Annotated in this window: 20 protein-coding genes; 6 read left to right on the top strand and 14 right to left on the bottom strand. The window is 61.7% G+C overall.

All coding sequences use genetic code 11. From position 1 onward, the window contains the following. Positions 1-39: 39 nt before the first annotated feature. The 7 genes from IPP03_08010 to IPP03_07980 form a co-directional block, all read right to left on the bottom strand. Complete coding sequence (locus IPP03_08010; GenBank protein ID MBL0352589.1) at positions 40-627, bottom strand: hypothetical protein; 588 nt, start codon at positions 625-627, stop codon at positions 40-42. Between the two features lie 114 nt (positions 628-741). Next, positions 742-1,476, bottom strand: a complete 735-nt coding sequence (locus IPP03_08005; GenBank protein ID MBL0352588.1) for an ATP-binding protein — start codon at positions 1,474-1,476, stop codon at positions 742-744. Between the two features lie 17 nt (positions 1,477-1,493). Continuing rightward, on the bottom strand, positions 1,494-1,922 hold the full coding sequence (locus IPP03_08000) for a transposase (protein MBL0352587.1): 429 nt from the start codon (positions 1,920-1,922) through the stop codon (positions 1,494-1,496). 51 nt (positions 1,923-1,973) lie between these two features. Next, entirely contained in the window at positions 1,974-2,357 is a 384-nt protein-coding gene (locus IPP03_07995) for a hypothetical protein (GenBank protein MBL0352586.1), read from the bottom strand. A gap of 21 nt (positions 2,358-2,378) precedes the next feature. Then, positions 2,379-3,593: an IS4 family transposase gene (locus IPP03_07990; GenBank protein MBL0352585.1), complete on the bottom strand. Its 1,215-nt coding sequence runs from the start codon at positions 3,591-3,593 to the stop codon at positions 2,379-2,381. Between the two features lie 135 nt (positions 3,594-3,728). Continuing rightward, positions 3,729-4,436: an IS21 family transposase gene (locus tag IPP03_07985; protein MBL0352584.1), complete on the bottom strand. Its 708-nt coding sequence runs from the start codon at positions 4,434-4,436 to the stop codon at positions 3,729-3,731. A 316-nt stretch (positions 4,437-4,752) separates the two neighbouring features. Continuing rightward, positions 4,753-5,298 carry a hypothetical protein gene (locus tag IPP03_07980; protein MBL0352583.1) on the bottom strand — a complete coding sequence of 182 codons (546 nt, stop codon included), beginning with the start codon at positions 5,296-5,298 and terminating at the stop codon, positions 4,753-4,755. Between the two features lie 135 nt (positions 5,299-5,433). On the opposite strand from IPP03_07980, the gene tadA reads away from it, so the two are divergent. Next, positions 5,434-7,218 carry a Flp pilus assembly complex ATPase component TadA gene (tadA, locus tag IPP03_07975; GenBank protein MBL0352582.1) on the top strand — a complete coding sequence of 595 codons (1,785 nt, stop codon included), beginning with the start codon at positions 5,434-5,436 and terminating at the stop codon, positions 7,216-7,218. A gap of 7 nt (positions 7,219-7,225) precedes the next feature. Here tadA and IPP03_07970 read toward each other — a convergent pair whose 3' ends face one another. From IPP03_07970 to nth, 5 genes are read right to left on the bottom strand one after another with little or no spacing between them, the layout of a single operon-like run. Continuing rightward, a complete protein-coding gene (locus tag IPP03_07970; GenBank protein MBL0352581.1) occupies positions 7,226-8,398 on the bottom strand; it encodes a VWA domain-containing protein in 1,173 nt (390 codons plus the stop codon). After that, positions 8,399-9,238: a MoxR family ATPase gene (locus tag IPP03_07965; protein MBL0352580.1), complete on the bottom strand. Its 840-nt coding sequence runs from the start codon at positions 9,236-9,238 to the stop codon at positions 8,399-8,401. It abuts the gene before it with no gap. Positions 9,239-9,248: 10 nt separating this feature from the next. Beyond that, complete coding sequence (locus IPP03_07960) at positions 9,249-9,680, bottom strand: DUF1841 family protein (GenBank protein MBL0352579.1); 432 nt, start codon at positions 9,678-9,680, stop codon at positions 9,249-9,251. Next, positions 9,673-10,695, bottom strand: a complete 1,023-nt coding sequence (locus IPP03_07955; protein ID MBL0352578.1) for an FIST C-terminal domain-containing protein — start codon at positions 10,693-10,695, stop codon at positions 9,673-9,675. The genes IPP03_07960 and IPP03_07955 overlap by 8 nt, the downstream gene beginning before the upstream one ends. Next, a complete protein-coding gene (gene nth / locus IPP03_07950) occupies positions 10,692-11,324 on the bottom strand; it encodes an endonuclease III (GenBank protein MBL0352577.1) in 633 nt (210 codons plus the stop codon). The genes IPP03_07955 and nth overlap by 4 nt, the downstream gene beginning before the upstream one ends. 443 nt (positions 11,325-11,767) lie before the next feature. Here nth and IPP03_07945 point away from each other — a divergent pair, with 443 nt between their 5' ends. The 4 genes from IPP03_07945 (at position 11,768) to IPP03_07930 (ending at position 14,204) form a co-directional block, all read left to right on the top strand. After that, on the top strand, positions 11,768-12,862 hold the full coding sequence (locus IPP03_07945) for a PEP-CTERM sorting domain-containing protein (protein MBL0352576.1): 1,095 nt from the start codon (positions 11,768-11,770) through the stop codon (positions 12,860-12,862). Positions 12,863-13,281: 419 nt separating this feature from the next. After that, a complete protein-coding gene (locus IPP03_07940; GenBank protein ID MBL0352575.1) occupies positions 13,282-13,569 on the top strand; it encodes a transposase in 288 nt (95 codons plus the stop codon). Positions 13,570-13,647: 78 nt separating this feature from the next. Next, positions 13,648-13,956 (top strand): IS66 family insertion sequence element accessory protein TnpB, encoded by a 309-nt coding sequence (locus IPP03_07935; protein MBL0352574.1) that lies wholly within the window; start codon positions 13,648-13,650, stop codon positions 13,954-13,956. Further along, the gene (locus IPP03_07930) at positions 13,956-14,204 is read left to right on the top strand and encodes an IS66 family insertion sequence element accessory protein TnpB (protein ID MBL0352573.1); all 249 of its coding nucleotides are present in this window, start codon (positions 13,956-13,958) and stop codon (positions 14,202-14,204) included. Before IPP03_07935 ends, IPP03_07930 begins: the two co-directional genes overlap by 1 nt. Here the strand turns inward: IPP03_07930 and IPP03_07925 are convergent. Next, positions 14,131-15,708 (bottom strand): IS66 family transposase, encoded by a 1,578-nt coding sequence (locus tag IPP03_07925; protein MBL0352572.1) that lies wholly within the window; start codon positions 15,706-15,708, stop codon positions 14,131-14,133. The two genes, IPP03_07930 and IPP03_07925, sit on opposite strands and share 74 nt — an antisense overlap. A 9-nt stretch (positions 15,709-15,717) precedes the next feature. Next, positions 15,718-16,095: an IS66 family insertion sequence element accessory protein TnpB gene (gene tnpB / locus IPP03_07920; GenBank protein MBL0352571.1), complete on the bottom strand. Its 378-nt coding sequence runs from the start codon at positions 16,093-16,095 to the stop codon at positions 15,718-15,720. A 147-nt stretch (positions 16,096-16,242) separates the two neighbouring features. Here tnpB (IPP03_07920) and tnpB (IPP03_07915) point away from each other — a divergent pair, with 147 nt between their 5' ends. Continuing rightward, positions 16,243-16,734, top strand: a complete 492-nt coding sequence (gene tnpB / locus IPP03_07915) for an IS66 family insertion sequence element accessory protein TnpB (GenBank protein ID MBL0352570.1) — start codon at positions 16,243-16,245, stop codon at positions 16,732-16,734. Positions 16,735-16,739: the final 5 nt, after the last annotated feature.

The raw sequence follows: 16,739 nt of genomic DNA, 5'->3' as shown, positions 1-16,739 counted from the left end.
GCGAGCGGGAGACAGGCGCCGTGGATCCGCCCTCGATTATTACTGCCCGCTGAAATGCGTGCGCAGGCAGTTCAGGTGGTCTTCGCCGGTTTTTTTCGAGCAGGCGACATACGCACTCTGATTCAATTCGCACTGCCGGCGATCATTCGCCGGCGAGGTACTGCAATCGACTGCCGGAATCATCCTCTGGGTGCACTGGCGGAAGTCCCAGCCGAACAGGCCCGCGCATTGCCGCGACGCCCTCTTGCGTGCTTCGCACTGCTGCCGGTTGCCCGCGTTGGTGCAATCGAAATTCCGTAACTGCTGGTTCACGCAGATGTTGAAAGCCGAGCCGGATTGGTCCTGACAAATCGTTCGTGCAAGTTCACGGTCTCCTGCGGATTGTGCCAGTGCCGGAAGGCAGAAGATGAATGTCATCAGCGCGCCAGCGATAAGCATTAAGGAAGATTTCATGCGTTTCTCCTTGCGGGTTGGTCTTGGCTTGCGTATTCCGACGAATCTGGACAGCGATTCCGAGCCAAACTGGATACGCATTCCGGAGCAAACTGGACAGTCGGAGCGTAGCGACGCGGGGTTTTTGGTTTTTACTCTGTTGATGTCATGGGGGTCAAGTTTTTGTCGCGCCATGGAGAGTTATCCACGGTCGGCCGGCAGACTGCGCTCCTTCCATAGCAGGCTGGCTGGCGGCCGGCGGTGGGTAACTCGGTAAGCGTGTGCGGGGGCACATGGGGTGGCCTCGGGTCATTCCGGTTTGCTCCTTTTGCGCAGCGATTCGCCATCAGGGTTGAGGCTATGTGCCTGATGCACCAAACGGTCGAGAATCGCATCCGCCAGCGTCGGGTCACCGATGGCCTCATGCCAATGCTTCACGGGCAACTGGCTGGTAATGATGGTTGATCGCGTGCCGTGCCGGTCATCGAAGATTTCGAGCAGGTCACGCCGACTTTCATCGGTCAGTGGTGCTAGCCCCCAGTCATCAATCAGCAGGACGTCGGTTTTGGCCAACTGCGCCAGCGTCTTGGCATAACTGCCATCCCCACGACCGATAGCCAGTGCCGGCAACAGGCGTGGCAAGCGCACATAGAAGGCAGAACGCCCCTGACGGCATGCCTGATTGGCCAGGGCGCAGGCAAGGAAGGTCTTGCCGACGCCGGTTGGCCCGCAAATCAACACATTCTGGTGGTCGCCGACCCAGCGCCCGGTCATCAGACGGGCAAACAAGGCCCGGTCAAGACCGCGCGGATGGCGGAAATCGACATCCTCCGGTGTCGCCGCCTGTTTCAATTTGGCCCGTTTCAGGCGAGCGGCGTTCTGCCGGGATTCGCGCTCGGCCAGTTCACTGTCAATCAGAAGGCCAAGGCGTTCCTCGAAGGCGAGTTGGCTGATGTCGGCTTGTTGTGCTTGGCTGGCTAAAGCCTTGGCCATGCCGGTCAGGCGGAGCTGGTGCAGTTGGTCCACGGTCGGGTGATGGAGCATAGATGTTTCCTTTCAGGTCAGTGGTAGTAATGCGGACCACGCACGTTGGCGTGATCCAGGGGGAGAGCGGTCTGGGCCGTTGCCGTCAGGCGCTTGATGTCCAGGCCATGCTTCAAGATGGATTTCAGGCTGCCGTAGGACAGCGCGTTGATGTCGACGGCCCGCTCGCACGCCGCCTCCAGACGGTCCTCGCTGTAAGCCTTCGATAGACGCAGAATGCCCAGGCAACTGCGGTACCCCTGTTGCGGATGGCGGCGTTGATGCAGGACATGTTCGATGACGGCTTTGGTGTGCGGCCCAATACGGCCAGCCCAGTCCAGCAGCCGAGGGGCATTCCAGCCCTGAACGGATTGATGGGCCGGCGTCATGTGGGCGTCGACGGTGGTATGTCGCCCCTTGAGCGAACTGCGCACATGGCTGGCGATGCGACCTCCCCGGTGGAACACTTCAACTGTCGTTGCAGTGAAGCGGGCATCGACCTTCTGCCGTGCGAAGCGCTAAGGCACCGAGTAGTAATGGCCGGCGATTTCAACGTGGTAGTCGATACCGACCGTCACCACCTTCCATTCGGCGAATTCGTAACGCGATTCCGGCAACGGGCGTAAGGCCGGGCGGTCCATCTCGGCAAAGGCACTTTCCCGTGACCCCGGCAGTTTCTTGAAGGGGCGGCGATTCAGGGCCTGCATCAGTTCGGCAATGTGCCGATTGAGCTCACTGAGGCTGAAGAATCGCTGATTCCGCAGGCGAGCAAGCACCCAGCGCTCGACGAGCAGAACACCCGCTTCCACCTTGGCCTTGTCTTTCGGGCGATACGGCCGGGCCGGCACGACGGCGGTGGCGTAATGGACGGCCAGGTCGCGATAGCTGGGATTGAGCTCCAATCCTCTCAACTTAGCCCATAGTCATACGGCGGGTTTGTAAGCAAAGGACAGGTGAGGCTTTCGCTGGTTTGGCCGAGGTCGAGCACGATCAGGGATAAATTTCTGAAGGTTTTTGACGATTTCCGAGAAGATTTCCTTGGTAACTCGGGTGGTGATTTGCTGCACACCCGCCAAGACTCGGGGCAAGATACGACGTACGGTATTGAAGGCCATCGTCCGATTCACTCGCCATGGCGAATCGCTGGGCAGCCGCTCTTCCGCAGCCAGGTAGGTGGCCAGGGCATTGAGATTGTCACACACCATCTTGGCCCCAACATCCTGGCAGGCGGCCAGCCAAGTCAGGCCGGACGTGTGCTCCAGATTGAGCCGGTGTTTGATGCGCTTGAACGCCTCCTCGATACGCCAACGGCTGTGATAAAGGGCTGAGAAGCTTGTGGCCGGATACCGCGCGGTATCAAGCAAGGAGGTCATCAAGACCCGTACCTTGCCAGTCGGCGTCACCTGACGAATCAGGCGAACCATAGAAGGCAGACGCGGACACTCGTAATCAATGGCATCCTGACGATGCGGTGGCGGCAATGTCACCTGCGCCTCATCTTCTCCGGATCGCATGAACTGGGTGATGGCAGAAAAGGAAGCGGACGAATCACAGCGTATGCAAAAGGGGATACCTCGATGCAACAGCGCCGCGACCAACCAGGCACCCGGATACCCGCGATCAAGCACCAGCATGTCCTGAGCACCGAGTCGGTCAAGCCGCTCAAACAACATCTGACGTTCGCCGACCAGCGAACTGTGCAAAATCAGCGAGTCGAACAATTCGATCCCTGGCCGAAACAAACCGAAGATGGCCGCTTCTCGAATATGGCGGCGCCCTTCCAGGTCAAGCAAGGTCAGACGTACCTTCGATGCATCCGCCGCCAAGACCCGCAAGCCTTGCCAGTCCGGCTGCTGCGGAACGACCTCATCGACCAGGCGCAGCAATTCTGTATTGAGCGGCTCAAAGAGATTGGCGACCAGATGGCTGCGCGCCTTTGAGAAGGCACTGGCCGTGATCGCCCGACAAAGGCGGGTTCTTCCGGCAAGCAGGGCAAAGCAGGAATCAAGCTCCGCCTGAACTGCGCCGCGAATGCCGGTGAGCAGGAAAGCGATCAGATTCGTGAATGGCAATTCACGGTTTCGGGTGAAAAACCGAGGCTCGCGGCGGGCGGCGGCAAGGAAATTGGCGCCATGAATGTAGTCCGTTAGCCGTGAAACGATATTGGCATATTTAGGCCGTCATATAACGCCTATTTATATCAATTGGTTACATGCTCGATTATATCTTGGCGCGGCCAGATGGCAAAGTTGCCAAAATTAGATGACAGACCGCTAAGTCAAGAGGATTGGATTGAGCTCGGGGTCGTAATGGCAGGCTTTGTTGACGCCACTCTTCAGATTGTCGGGCACCAGCATGGCCGGCACACCGCCGAAGAATTCCAGTGCTCGGACATGACTGCCAATCCAGTCCGGCAGTGCCTGGCTCCATGTGGCGTCATAATAGGTGTCCCACGGGGATTTCCTTCGGTCATAATTCGAGGCGCCGAGGACGGCAACGAAGATGGCCGCCTGGCGGATTTCGCCGGTCAGCGGGTCGGTGACTGGAACGGTCGGGCCGGCGTAATCGACAAACAACTTCTCGCCGGGTGTGTGGGTCTGGCGCAGACTGAGCGACAAACGCCCAGCCCAAACTCGGTAGTGGTCGCAGAAGCTGCTGTATTGATAGCCGTCCGGGTGCTCGCTCTTGTACTCCTGCCAGAGCAGGTCGAGCGTCACGCCTTTCCTGCGCAGTTCCCGCTGCACGCCGGCCCAGTCGGGTTCCGGTCGACGGGTTGCCGAGGGCGCCGACGGCGGGTAGAGCAGCGCCTCGATGCCGGATTCAGATACTCCAGCCGGCAGCGGATAGCTCAATCCGGCCAGTTTCGCCCGACGGAGAATCTCCCCCACCGTGGTCGGTGAGGAATCGACTGCCCGGGCAATCTCGCGGTGACTGCGACCGTCCGCAACGGATAGCCGTAATACTTCAAAAATCTTGCGCATGGATAACCTGCTATTCGCCATGTGGTCCTCGGCAAATGCGCTGAGGGTGCCACGGTTATCCCGCGTGCTACGTTATGACTTTGGGCTGTCCAGATTCCGTCGGAATCGGTGTCCAGTTTGCCTCGGAATCAGTGTCCAGGTTCCGTCAGAATGACTGTCCAGTTTGGGTCGGAATTCGCACTTGGCTCAATCCAGCGGAACCTGCTGCCAGTGCGAAGGGTCATTATAAATGCGCGGCCGCAAATGAAAAGGCCGGTTGCGGTCAACCGGCCTGGAGGGGCAAAAACGGTGGCGGTGGGTTAACCGCCCGTGATGATTACTTGCCGCTGAACTGGGCGCGCAGGCAAGCCATGTAGTCGGGGGCCGGCTTTTCCTTGCACGCTTCACGGGCCTTGTGGACCTGCTCGCAACGCTGCGGATCAGCCGCCGTGCTGCAGTCGACCGGCGGCATCTTCTGCTGGACGCACTGGCGGAAGGCCGGACCGACGTGCCCCTTGCACTCCTGATACACCTTCTTGCGCGCTTCGCACCGGGCCGGGTTGCCAGATTTGGCACAATCGAAGTTCTGCAGTTGCTCGTTCATGCATGTCTTGTGCTCCTGGCCAAACTTGTCACCGCAGGCGGCGCGCGCCTGGTCACGGGCCTGCTGATGCGCCCTGCAGGCTTCCGGGTTTGGTGACTGCGTGCAATCGCGTGGCCCACGCCGCCCCATCCCCCGACCCATGCCCTGACCGGTGCCCGGACCCATTCCAGGACCCATGCCCTGACCGGCACCCATCCCCGGCCCGGTCTGGGCCATCGCCGGCATACAGAAGAGGGATGCCATCAGTGCACTTCCGACAATCATCAAACGGGTTTTCATGAGTTTCTCCTTGGTGGTTGATTTGAAACGATTCTAGTCCCACGTACCGCTCATGGCGCAGGCAATTGTAAATGAGTGCAAGCGGCAGCGCGGGCAGTTACAAAGCGTTACGGTTGGCATGCTATATTTGCCCGCATGAATCAAATCGACGCCGGCGAGCACCGTCTCACCCTTCCCGCAGTGCTCGAGTGGATGGTCGCCGATGGTTTGGTCGAGCGCGCGGTGGCCGAGGCCCTGAAGACGGAGCGTCGCTTGCACGGCAACAAGGTGCATCCGCTGGTCGTCATCGCCGACCAGAAATGGCGAACCGGCGGCATGCCGGTGCGCCTGCTGACACTGGAGGCGCTCACCGAATGGCTGGCCGGAAAGGTTGGCCTCGATTATCTGCACATCGACCCGCTCAAGATCGATTTCACCGGTGTCGCCGAGGTCATGTCCAGCGCTTACGCCGGCCGCTTCGGCATCCTGCCGGTACAGGTGACGACGCGCGAGATTGTGATCGCCACCGCTGAGCCCTTCATCCGCGAATGGGTCGCCGAACTCAGGCCCATCCTGCGCAAGGACATCCGCCGCGTGCTGGCCAACCCCGACGACATTTCGCGCTACCTCGTCGAGTTCTTCAACCTCGCGCGCTCGGTCAAGAAGGCGGCGGCCAGGGGCGAGGTGACGTCCGGGCTCTCGAGTTTCGAGCAACTGGTCGAACTCGGCAAGGGCAACCGCCAGTTCGATGCCAACGACCAGCACATCGTCCATATCGTCGACTGGCTGTGGCAGTACGCCTTTGACCAGCGCGCCTCCGACATCCACATCGAGCCGCGGCGCGACCTCGGCATCGTGCGTTTCCGCATCGACGGCGTGCTGCATCAGGTGTACCAGATTCCGATGGCGGTCATGAATGCGATGACCAGCCGCATCAAGCTGCTTGGGCGCATGGATGTGATCGAGAAGCGTCGCCCGCAGGATGGCCGGGTCAAGACGCGGACTCCGGCCGGCCAGGAAGTCGAACTACGCCTGTCTACGTTGCCGACCGCTTTCGGCGAAAAGCTGGTGATGCGCATCTTCGACCCCGAAGTGCTGGTGCGCGACCTGCGTTCGCTCGGCTTTTCCAGCGATGACGAGACGCGCTGGAAGCTGATGACGGGAACGCCCAACGGTATCATCCTGGTCACCGGACCGACCGGGTCGGGCAAGACGACGACGCTGTACACAACGCTCAAGCAGCTGGCGACGCCCGAGGTCAATGTGTGCACCATCGAGGATCCGATCGAGATGGTCGAATCGTCGTTCAACCAGATGCAGGTCCAGCGCAGCATTGACCTCGGCTTTGCCGATGGCGTGCGGGCGTTGATGCGGCAGGACCCGGACATCATCATGATCGGCGAGATCCGCGATCTCGAAACGGCGGAAATGGCCATTCAGGCGGCGTTGACCGGGCACCTTGTGCTGTCGACGCTGCACACCAACGATGCGCCGTCGGCGATCACCCGCATGCTCGACCTCGGCATGCCCGCCTACCTGATCAATTCGACCATGCTCGGCGTCATGGCGCAGCGCCTGGTGCGAACGCTGTGCCCGCACTGCAAGAAGGCGATGCCGATCAGCGAGGACCAGAAGGCGACCTGGCGGGCGCTGGTGTTGCCATGGAAATCGAACGAGCCGCTGCAACTGCATCAGCCGGTCGGCTGCCTCGAATGCCGGATGACTGGCTACAGCGGGCGCGTCGGCATCTACGAAATCCTGCTCAATTCGCCGGAAATGCGCAAGGTCATCCGGAACAACACCGAAGTGGCGCAGTTGCGCGATCTCGCCAGCCGCGAGGGCATGCGCCCGCTGCGCATTTCCGGCGCGTTGAAGGTGGCGCAGGGACTGACTTCACTCGACGAGGTCGTCAAGGTCGCGCCGCCGGGAGACGAGCAGTAGGAGTGCGCTAGCGGGACAGGGCGCGCATGGCGCGCTCGAGCCCTTCCGGGCTCAGCGGGAACATCCGGTTGCCGAAAAGCTGCCGGATCATATGGAGCGATGGTGTATAGGTCCAGTGCTCCTCAGGCAGCGGATTCAGCCAGACAGCCCGTGACCACGTGTTAAACATGCGCTCCAGCCAGGTGGTGCCGGCTTCCTCGTTCCAGTGTTCGACGCTGCCGCCGGGCCGGGCAATCTCGTAGGGACTCATCGTCGCGTCGCCGACGAAGATCAGCTTGTAGTCGGCGCCGTAGGTGTGGATCACGTCCCAGGTCGGCATGCGCTCGTCGTGCCGCCGCCGGTTGTCCTTCCAGACGCCCTCATAGATGCAGTTGTGGAAATAGAAATGTTCGAGGTGTTTGAACTCGCTGCGCGCGGCTGAAAAAAGTTCCTCGCAGGCCGTGATGTGGTCGTCCATCGAGCCGCCGATGTCGAGAAAGAGCAGGACCTTGACCGCGTTGTGTCGTTCCGGGCGCAGTTGCAGGTCGAGCCAGCCGGCGTTGCGGGCGGTGCCGGCGATCGTCCCGTCGAGGTCGAGTTCGGTCGCCGCGCCCTGGCGGGCGAAACGGCGCAGGCGGCGCAGCGCGACCTTGATGTTGCGCACGCCGAGATCGACCGTGTCATCGAGGTTGCGGAATTCGCGTTGTTCCCAGACCTTGATCGCCGTCCGGTTGCCGGCCGATTCGCCGCCGATGCGGATGCCTTCCGGATGGTAGCCACCATGGCCGTAGGGTGAGGTGCCGGCGGTGCCGATCCATTTGTTGCCGCCAGCGTGACGCTCCTTCTGTTCAGCGAGTCGCTTCTTGAATTCCTCGAACAGTTTTTCGTAGCCGAGCTTCTGCAGCTTGAGTCGGTCCTCTTCGGAAAGGTGACGTTTGGCCGCCAGTTCCAGCCATTCCTCGGGAATCATCGCTGCCATCCCGGGCAGCGCCTCGACGCCCTTGAAGTACTCGCCGAAGGCACGGTCGAAGCGGTCGTAGAGGGCTTCGTCCTTGATCAGGATGGCGCGCGCCAGCAGGTAGAAATCGTCGACGCTGGCACCGACCAACCGCGCCTGCAGCGCCTCGAGCAGGGCCAGCAACTCCTTGGTCGACACCGGGAGCTGGCGGGCCTTGAGGTGCAGGAAGAAGTCGACCAGCACTTACTTGCGGCGCGCCATGAACGCCAGGCGTTCGAAGAGATGGACGTCCTGCTCGTTCTTGAGCAGGGCGCCGTGCATGGGCGGAATCGCGTCCTTCGCGTCCTTGGCGCGCAGCGCTTCGGGTGGGATGTCCTCGGCCAGCAGGAGCTTCAGCCAGTCGAGCAGTTCGCTGGTCGACGGCTTCTTTTTGAGGCCGGGCACCTCGCGCAGGTCGAAGAAGACTTCCAGCGCCTCGCGCAGCAAGTCGCGCTTGAGGGCCGGGAAATGGACGTCGACGATACGCGTCATCGTCAGCTTGTCGGGAAACTTGATGTAGTGAAAGAAGCAGCGGCGCAGGAAGGCATCCGGCAACTCCTTCTCGTTGTTCGAGGTGATGATGATCAGCGGCCGGTGGCGTGCCTTGATCGTGCGATGGAGTTCGTAGCAGAAGAATTCCATGCGGTCGAGTTCGCGCAGCAGGTCGTTGGGAAACTCGATGTCGGCCTTGTCGATCTCGTCGATCAGGACGACCGGACGCTGATCGCAATCGAAGGCCTGCCAGAGGACGCCGGGCACGATGTAGTGGGCGATGTCCTCGACGCGCGGGTCGCCGAGCTGGGAGTCGCGCAGGCGCGAAACGGCATCATATTCGTAGAGTCCCTGCTGCGCCTTGGTCGTCGACTTGATGTGCCACTGGAACAGCGGCATGTTCAGCGCCCGCGCCACTTCCTCGGCGAGCAGAGTCTTGCCGGTACCTGGCTCGCCCTTGATCAGCAGCGGGCGTTGCAGCACGTTGGCGGCATTGACGGCGAGGGTCAGGTCGCGGGTGGTGACGTAGGAGTCGGTACCTTCGAATTTCACTGTGGCATCCTCAAGTTTGGCTGGCGCTGCGGTTGATCTGGTCAAGGTAGGCTGCCGTGTCCATGGGTCCGCCACTGCGCTGGGCGCGCCAGATGGTTTCACCCAGGCATTCGAGCAGGACGTGTTCGGCGGCGTGGGCTTCCATTTTCGCGCGCAGGCGGTTGAACGCTGCGCGGATTCCCGGCGGCTGGTCGATGCTGACCTGCTCGTGGATGGCAAGATGCAGCGAGAGATGGAGGAAGGGATTCATCTGCCCGCCTTCGGGCGTCCATTCCTTTTCCAGCGCTCCGGCGCTGTCGGCGAGCAGGGCGTGATATTCGGGATGACGCGCGGCGATGTCGGCGGCGGTGATTTCGGCGCCGACCAGCGGCAGCCGTTCCTGGTGTTTCTTCCAGGCAGCGCAGAAAAACTGGCGAACCTGATCGCGGGAGGGACTAAACATGGGCGCTTTCGCAAAGCAGGGTGACGACGGTGTTCTGGAACAGGCGGTTGCCATTGCCAACGGGGGCGATTTGGCCGCTGCCGTAGGCGCCGAGCAGCGGGACACCGGGGAACATCCCGCGGAAGGCGAGCAGGTCGCGGTCGTCGTCGCCGTAGAACAGCGGGCCACGGCCGAGGCAGGAAAACATCAGCGCGAAATTCGGCGGTTTTTCCGGGTTGACCGTGGCAAGCAGCGATTGCCGCATGTCCTGTTCGGCGCTCAACGGCTGGCGGATGGCCCAGCGCACTGGTTCGTCGATCGCCAGCGCTTCGGCCAGGGTCAGCGAGCCGTCGGCGTTGGCCGCGAGGATGGGGACGGCGGGAGTTCCCGGTTGGCGCGCCACTACGATCTGGTGCAGCGGCGGTTCCGCACGCAACTCGGCTGGCAGGTTGCGCTGGAGGCTGTCGAAGGCGGCGAGTCCGCCGACCTCGCACAGATCGTAGCCGGCGACTGCGTTCACCGTTAGCGGCAGACTCAGCAGGCGCAGGCCCGGCGAACAGGCAATCCGGGCATGGATTCCGGCCAGCGGCAACTCGGCCCCGGCCTCGCCGGCCAGCCGTCCGTGCGACCAGGTAACGGCATCGGTATCGAGCAATCCGGCACGTTCGGGCGGCGCCTGCCAGTCGTAGGGTAGGGCATGATGGCCGGTGAACGAGAGCAGCGGCTCGTGGCGCGTGTCGGCAGCGCCCGGCGCCGCATCGGCAATGACCAGCGCCGCGGCCCCCGGCTGGTCGAGCAGCCAGCCCTCTTCGGTCAGCAGCCCGTAGGCGGTGCACCCGCTGACCTGCAGCGTGCCGGCGGCACGGGCGGCGGCGACGATCGCCGGTTGCGCGTGGCGCATGTAGTCGCGGGTGAGAAAGAGCAGGACGCTGTCGGCGCGCTCGAGGCCGGCCGCCCGTAGCGCGTCGCGGACGGCGGCTGCGGCCAGATCCGCCGTCGGTTGCGGACCGCTGACCAGGCTGCTGGCGACCTTCATGCAGTCTTGCCTTTATAGTGGCAGAGATCGGCGACGACGCAGTGCCCGCATTCGGGCTTGCGCGCCTTGCACACGTAACGCCCGTGCAGGATCAGCCAGTGGTGCGCATCCTTGGCGAATTGCGCCGGTGTGACCTTGAGCAGCTTTTGCTCGACGTCGAGCGGAGTCTTGCCGGGGGCGAGTCCGGTCCGGTTACCGACGCGGAAGATGTGCGTATCGACGGCGATCGTCGGCTGGCCGAAGGCCGTGTTGAGAACGACGTTGGCCGTCTTGCGCCCGACGCCGGGCAGTGCTTCGAGCGCGGCGCGCTCCTCGGGGACTGCGCCGCCATGGCGCTCGACCAGCAGGCGGCAGGTGGCGATGACGTTCCTCGCCTTGGTGCGGAACAGGCCGATGGTCTTGATGTATTCGACGAGGCCCGCCTCGCCGAGCGCCAGCATGGTCTCCGCGGTCGGCGCTACCGGGAAAAGCCGCGCCGTCGCCTTGTTGACCCCGACATCGGTCGCCTGCGCCGAGAGGATCACGGCGACCAGCAACTGGAACGGCGTCGCGTATTCGAGTTCGGTGGTTGGCGCCGGATTGGCTGCCGCCAGGCGGGAATAGAAGTCGGCGATCTGGGTCTTGTTCACGGGGCAGGCGGTGTGGGTAACGTCCGGGGCGGCCGGATCGGCATCGTTTCACGGTGCCCGATTCTACCTGACGTGGAAACTTCGCGTCTGGACAGAGCCAAGAAGGAGCAGGGACGAGGTGACTGTCGGAAAATCTTACAACGGGTGGCTGCGCCGCTGTTGCCCCAGAACAGACAATCGCTAAAAATCAATACCTTACTGTTTTTGGTATGATAGGTGACTGTCGGAAAATCTTACAACGGGTGGCTACACCGCTGGTGTGCAGAACATGCAATTACTAAAAATCAATAGCTTACCGCTTATGGTATGATTATTGCATATTATTTTACAGAAATTAAGGCAAGGTGATTGCAAGAGAGTTGCCGGATCGGCCGGGCGCCTCAAGCGGTTGGGCCAGTCAGGCAGATGTCATTCGATACGATGTTTTCGGAAGGGGGTACCCGGTGAAAAAGCTTGTTGCCAGCATGGCGCTGATTGTTTCCGTTGGCTTGCCGGTCTCGGCGAGTGCCTCGTTGCAGGAACTGACCAACCTGTATGTTTTTGGTGACAGTCTTTCGGATGGCGGGAATAGTGGGCTAGCCAGCACCTATGCCACTGCTGAAGTGCCGGGTGGTCCGTATGTGATTCCACCTTACCCTTACTACAACGGTCAGTATTCCAACGGCCCGGTCGCTGTCGAATACCTGTGGCAGGCGTATAACCCGGGCAGTACCAGCTTCACCCCATCGCTTGTCGGAGGCACCAACTACGCAATCGGCGGCGCCACGACCGGGGTGGCGAACTACAATTCAGTCAATCCAGGTGTGCCGGTTCCCCTTCAGCCTATCTATACCGACTTGGGCAACAACTGGCAATTGAATACGTTTGCCGCGCAGAGCCCGGTCTTCGATCCGGCTTCGTCGCTGTTCGTCGTCTGGCTCTTCCCGAACGACGTGTTCAATTACGCGGCAACAGACGGCTACTTGCCCGGTACGGTCGGCGTGCCCGGTAAGGTCGACGGTGTGGCCGGTGCTCCCGGGACCATCGAACAACTCATCGGGAATGGCGTCGGCAACATCCTTTCAACCGTTAATTATCTGGCCTCGATTGGCGCGCAACATTTTCTGGTGCCCAACATGCCCGATCTCGGGCATACGCCGGCGTTCCTCGGTACGCCAAATCAGGCCGACATGACGGCACTGAGTAGTGCCTTCGATCTCTACCTTGCACAGGGATTGACCACCCTCGACGCGGCGCTGACGTCGGCCGAGATCGTCCAGTTCGACACCTTCGGGGAATTCAACCGGATTCTCGCCGACCCCGGCGCCTACGGCTTCGAGGTTACCGACAAGGCGTGTGTCGATAATCTTGCGAGCGGCCTGTGTAACCCGGGAAACTGGGACAAGTGGGTGTTCTGGGACTCGGTGCACCCGACCACCAGTGCACACGCAGTTCTTGGGCGGGAATTTGCCGCCGCTGTTCCTGAACCCGGTACGATCTTCCTGCTGGCCATCGGCCTGTTCGGAATTGCCGTGTCGCGCAAGTGCATGGTGCTTTAGCTCGACTTAAGTCCAGTTCACAGCCTCGCTCGGCGGGGCTTTTGCTTTCAGGGATGCTCGCCGACTGGCGTGGCATCACCCGGAAGCATCGCCGGCGTGCACGGATCGAAACTGCGAATTCCGGCCGAAGCTGGACACGGATTGGATCGGATGCAAACAAGCTTTTTCGAACCGGAATACGCGCTGAAGCAGCAGCAGACGCGGTGTGACCAATTACTGGCCGAGATTGAAGCCATCACGCCGTGGCCAGTCCTGGAACAAACAGTTGTACAGCTTCCCCCTTCACCGTCACCTGGCGGGTTTCGACTTCGAGTCACCACAAATCTCGCCTTCGGGGAATCCCACTGTGTCAGGATAGTTGTCCCTTTGGTCTGATTTAGACTTCAGACCAGAACAGCAGGGGCGAGGAAGAGGATGACGTGAGATATCCGAAGGAACTGAAGCAGAAAGTATTGTCGCGAATGATGGCGCCGGGGAATGAGACGGTGTCGGTGTTGGCGCGGGCGTTCAACGTAACAGAAGCGACACTGTATGCGTGGCGGCGGGTTGCCCTGGAAGCCGGGGTTGCGGTGCCGGGTGACGGGCGCAACGCCGAGCAGTGGGCCGGGCCTGCAAAGTTTGCGGTGGTGCTGGAAACGGCACCGCTAGCGGAAGCGGAGTTGGGCGAATACTGCCGTGCGCGGGGTTTGTTTGTGGGTAACCGGTAACTCTGCGGCGTTCTTTCCAGCGCCGATCGTGCTGTCGACAATGTCCTCCTCGAATCACGAAACGCGGAGGAGGCCAGGATGGCCAAGGCAGGGGAAGGGTCGCGGGTGCGGCGTAGCGCGAGCGAATGGGAGGCGTTGCTGTCGCGATTTCCGGGCAGCGGTTTGAACGTTGCGACCTTCTGCAAACGCGAAGGGATCAGCGATACCAGCTTCCATCGCTGGCGCACACGTCTGGGCATCGCCCTCGACAGTCAGGACAAGGCCAGCGGCCAGCCGGCCACCTTCGTCGACGTCGGCCCTCTGAGCACAACCACGGCGACGCCCGCTCGTTTCCACCTCACCCTCGACCTCGGCGGCGGCCTGATCCTGCAGCTGGAGCGCCGCTGATGTTTTTCCCTGAAGGCCAAATCCGCGTCCAAGTCTATGGCCAGCCGGTCGACCTGCGCAAATCCTTCGACGGTCTGTACGCGATCACCCGTCATGTCCTCGGTCAGGACCCGCTGAGCGGCCAGCTCTTCGTCTTCTTCAATGTAACCGGCAACTACGCGGCGTCGAGCGCCCCTACTTCGGCAACGCGTACAAAGGCGAGCGCAGCGGGTTCTGAGCGAACAGTTCTTTCCAGACCCGTGGCGTGAGTTCATGGACGCGGTCGGCGGGGTGCTCGGCGACGCGCTGCAGGACATCGACGAGATAATCGTAGGGGTCGATCTGATGCAGCCGACAGGTAACGATCAGGCTCTGGATGATCCCGACCTGCCTGGCGCCGAACTCCGTCCAGCAGAACAGCCAGGAGCGGCGCCCCATGGGAATCACCCGCAGGGCGCGTTCGAGGTGATTGGTGTCGATCGGCACGTCCGGGTCGGCGAGGAAGACCTCCAGTCCCCATCGTCGATCGCGCGCGTAGGCCAGCACCCTGGTCAGCGGATTGCGCGGTAACAGCCCCTGCGCCGCGAAGCGTTCGCCAACCCAGGCGAAGAAACGCTCGACGATCGGTTTGGCATGCTCCAGACGATAGTCGCGCTTCCTTGCACCGGTGAGCTTTTGCTCGCGGATGCGCTCTTCGACCTGATACAGGTCCCCAATGAGCGCGAGTGCCTGCGCTGCCGCTTCTGGTTCCGCGTCTTGCGCGTCAAAGAACTTACGACGCGTGTGCGCCCAGCATTGGGCGTGCGTGATCCCGATCTGCGCCGCGTAATGACTGTAGGCCTGATAGCCGTCCGACAACAGCACCGCGCCTTCGGCGGCGGTCAGTCCGAGGGCCGCCTCGACGTGCTTGAACTCGCGACTGGCGAAGAAGGGGAAACAGATTTCGTCGCCTTCGCCATACACCGGCCAGAAGTACGCCGCTTTCAGCTTGCCGGGTGCGCCCTGTCCGGCCTTGATCGGCGTCTCGTCCATCGCCTTGACGCGCGAGCTGCGGATCGAGGCAAACTGCGCCTCGTAGATCGGTTCGAGCAGAGTGATGCCCTGTTGCCCGATCTGCGTCAGCCACGGCCGGCTGACGGTGATTCCCGCATCGGCCAGGCGTTGATGCTGGCGATACAGTGGCAGGTGGTAGGCAAATTTGTCAATCAGCAGTCCGGCGACGAAGCTGACGTCGGCCCGGCTGCCCTCAATGACACCGGCCGGCGCGTTGGCGCAGACCAGTGTCTGGTTACTCTTGAGCTTGATTACCGGCCGGCGATACTTGATCACCACGTAGCTACCCGGCCGTTGCGCCAGGCGATAGCTGTCCTTGTGGCTGATGACCTCGTAGTCCTCGGGAGAGAGGCCTTCGACTTCCGGCGCGGTGAGCTCGACGACTTCGACTGGGACGCGGTTCTCGTCGAAGAAGGGCACGCTTTCGTCACTGGGACGCTTGCTGGTCGGCTGACGGGTATGCGCGGCGACGGGGCGACCTGGTGACTCAGAACCTGGTGGGGGCGTCGGGAACTCGCCGAGACTCAGTTGGCCGCTCGGCGTGACGTCGATGCGTCGTTCGCTTTTCTGGCCGAAGATCTGGCGCTTGAACCAGTCGATTTGTTGCTTCAGTGCGGTGATTTCAGCAGACAGCGTCTGGCACAGATCCAGCACCTCTTGCGGGCACAATGCCGCGGCTTGTTCGAGGTTGTAAACCGTCTGGTAACGTGCTGAATCCATGCGTGTATTTTAACACAAGCCGCTGTTTTGAAGCGTTTTTATGGGCGCTCCAGAGGCGTGATAACGCTTCTTCCGGCGTCCCGGCTCGATCCCTTCGAGGAGCAGTTTCAGACCGGTCCAGTCGATTTCGCACGTGCGCACTTTATCCCAGTTGGCGACGAAACGGCCTTCTTCGAGACGCTTGGCCCACAGGCAGAAGCCGCTGCGATCCCAGTAGAGCACCTTCACCTGAGTGCCACGGCGATTGAAGAAGACGAAGAGCTGGCCGCTCAGCGGGTCCTGACCGAGGACATGACGGGTGATCGCGTACAGACCGTCGAAGGATTTGCGCAGGTCGACCGGCTGGCCATAGACTTGGACGCGGATTTGGCCTTCAGGGAAAAACATCAGCGGCGCTCCAGCTGCAGGATCAGGCCGCCGCCGAGGTCGAGGGTGAGGTGGAAACGAGCGGGCGTCGCCGTGGTTGTGCTCAGAGGGCCGACGTCGACGAAGGTGGCCGGCTGGCCGCTGGCCTTGTCCTGACTGTCGAGGGCGATGCCCAGACGTGTGCGCCAGCGATGGAAGCTGGTATCGCTGATCTCTTCGCGTTTGCAGAAGGTCGCAACGTTCAAACCGCTGCCCGGAAATCGCGACAGCAACGCCTCCCATTCGCTCGCGCTACGCCGCACCCGCGACCCTTCCCCTGCCTTGGCCATCCTGGCCTCCTCCGCGTTTCGTGATTCGAGGAGGACATTGTCGACAGCACGATCGGCGCTGGAAAGAACGCCGCAGAGTTACCGGTTACTCTTCAATCGCCGTGGCACTCAGGTGAAGGTGCTCTACTGGGATCGCAGCGGCTTCTGCCTGTGGGCCAAGCGTCTCGAAGAAGGCCGTTTCGTCGCCAACTGGGATAAAGTGCGCACGTGCGAAATCGACTGGACCGGTCTGAAACTGCTCCTCGAAGGGATCGAGCCGGGACGCCGGAAGAAGCGTTATCACGCCTCTGGAGCGCCCATAAAAACGCTTCAAAACAGCGGCTTGTGTTAAAATAC

This window comes from Candidatus Dechloromonas phosphoritropha, from assembly GCA_016722705.1.
In the GTDB taxonomy this organism is placed as follows: domain Bacteria; phylum Pseudomonadota; class Gammaproteobacteria; order Burkholderiales; family Rhodocyclaceae; genus Azonexus; species Azonexus phosphoritrophus.
Note: the sequence above shows the minus strand (reverse complement) of the source record. Positions and strands in the feature narration are given on the sequence as shown.

What these genes read in the sequence shown, in the direction of transcription:
- tnpB (MBL0352571.1), bottom strand. Translation starts at nt 16,095, where the DNA reads ATGTTTTTCCCTGAAGGCCAAATCCGCGTCCAAGTCTATGGCCAGCCG.
- IPP03_07985 (MBL0352584.1), bottom strand. Translation starts at nt 4,436, where the DNA reads ATGCGCAAGATTTTTGAAGTATTACGGCTATCCGTTGCGGACGGTCGC.
- IPP03_07980 (MBL0352583.1), bottom strand. Translation starts at nt 5,298, where the DNA reads ATGAAAACCCGTTTGATGATTGTCGGAAGTGCACTGATGGCATCCCTC.
- IPP03_07930 (MBL0352573.1), top strand. Translation starts at nt 13,956, where the DNA reads ATGTTTTTCCCTGAAGGCCAAATCCGCGTCCAAGTCTATGGCCAGCCG.
- tadA (MBL0352582.1), top strand. Translation starts at nt 5,434, where the DNA reads ATGAATCAAATCGACGCCGGCGAGCACCGTCTCACCCTTCCCGCAGTG.
- IPP03_07935 (MBL0352574.1), top strand. Translation starts at nt 13,648, where the DNA reads ATGGCCAAGGCAGGGGAAGGGTCGCGGGTGCGGCGTAGCGCGAGCGAA.
- IPP03_07955 (MBL0352578.1), bottom strand. Translation starts at nt 10,695, where the DNA reads ATGAAGGTCGCCAGCAGCCTGGTCAGCGGTCCGCAACCGACGGCGGAT.
- IPP03_08005 (MBL0352588.1), bottom strand. Translation starts at nt 1,476, where the DNA reads ATGCTCCATCACCCGACCGTGGACCAACTGCACCAGCTCCGCCTGACC.
- IPP03_07960 (MBL0352579.1), bottom strand. Translation starts at nt 9,680, where the DNA reads ATGTTTAGTCCCTCCCGCGATCAGGTTCGCCAGTTTTTCTGCGCTGCC.
- IPP03_07925 (MBL0352572.1), bottom strand. Translation starts at nt 15,708, where the DNA reads ATGGATTCAGCACGTTACCAGACGGTTTACAACCTCGAACAAGCCGCG.
- IPP03_08010 (MBL0352589.1), bottom strand. Translation starts at nt 627, where the DNA reads ATGGCGCGACAAAAACTTGACCCCCATGACATCAACAGAGTAAAAACC.
- tnpB (MBL0352570.1), top strand. Translation starts at nt 16,243, where the DNA reads ATGCCCAGACGTGTGCGCCAGCGATGGAAGCTGGTATCGCTGATCTCT.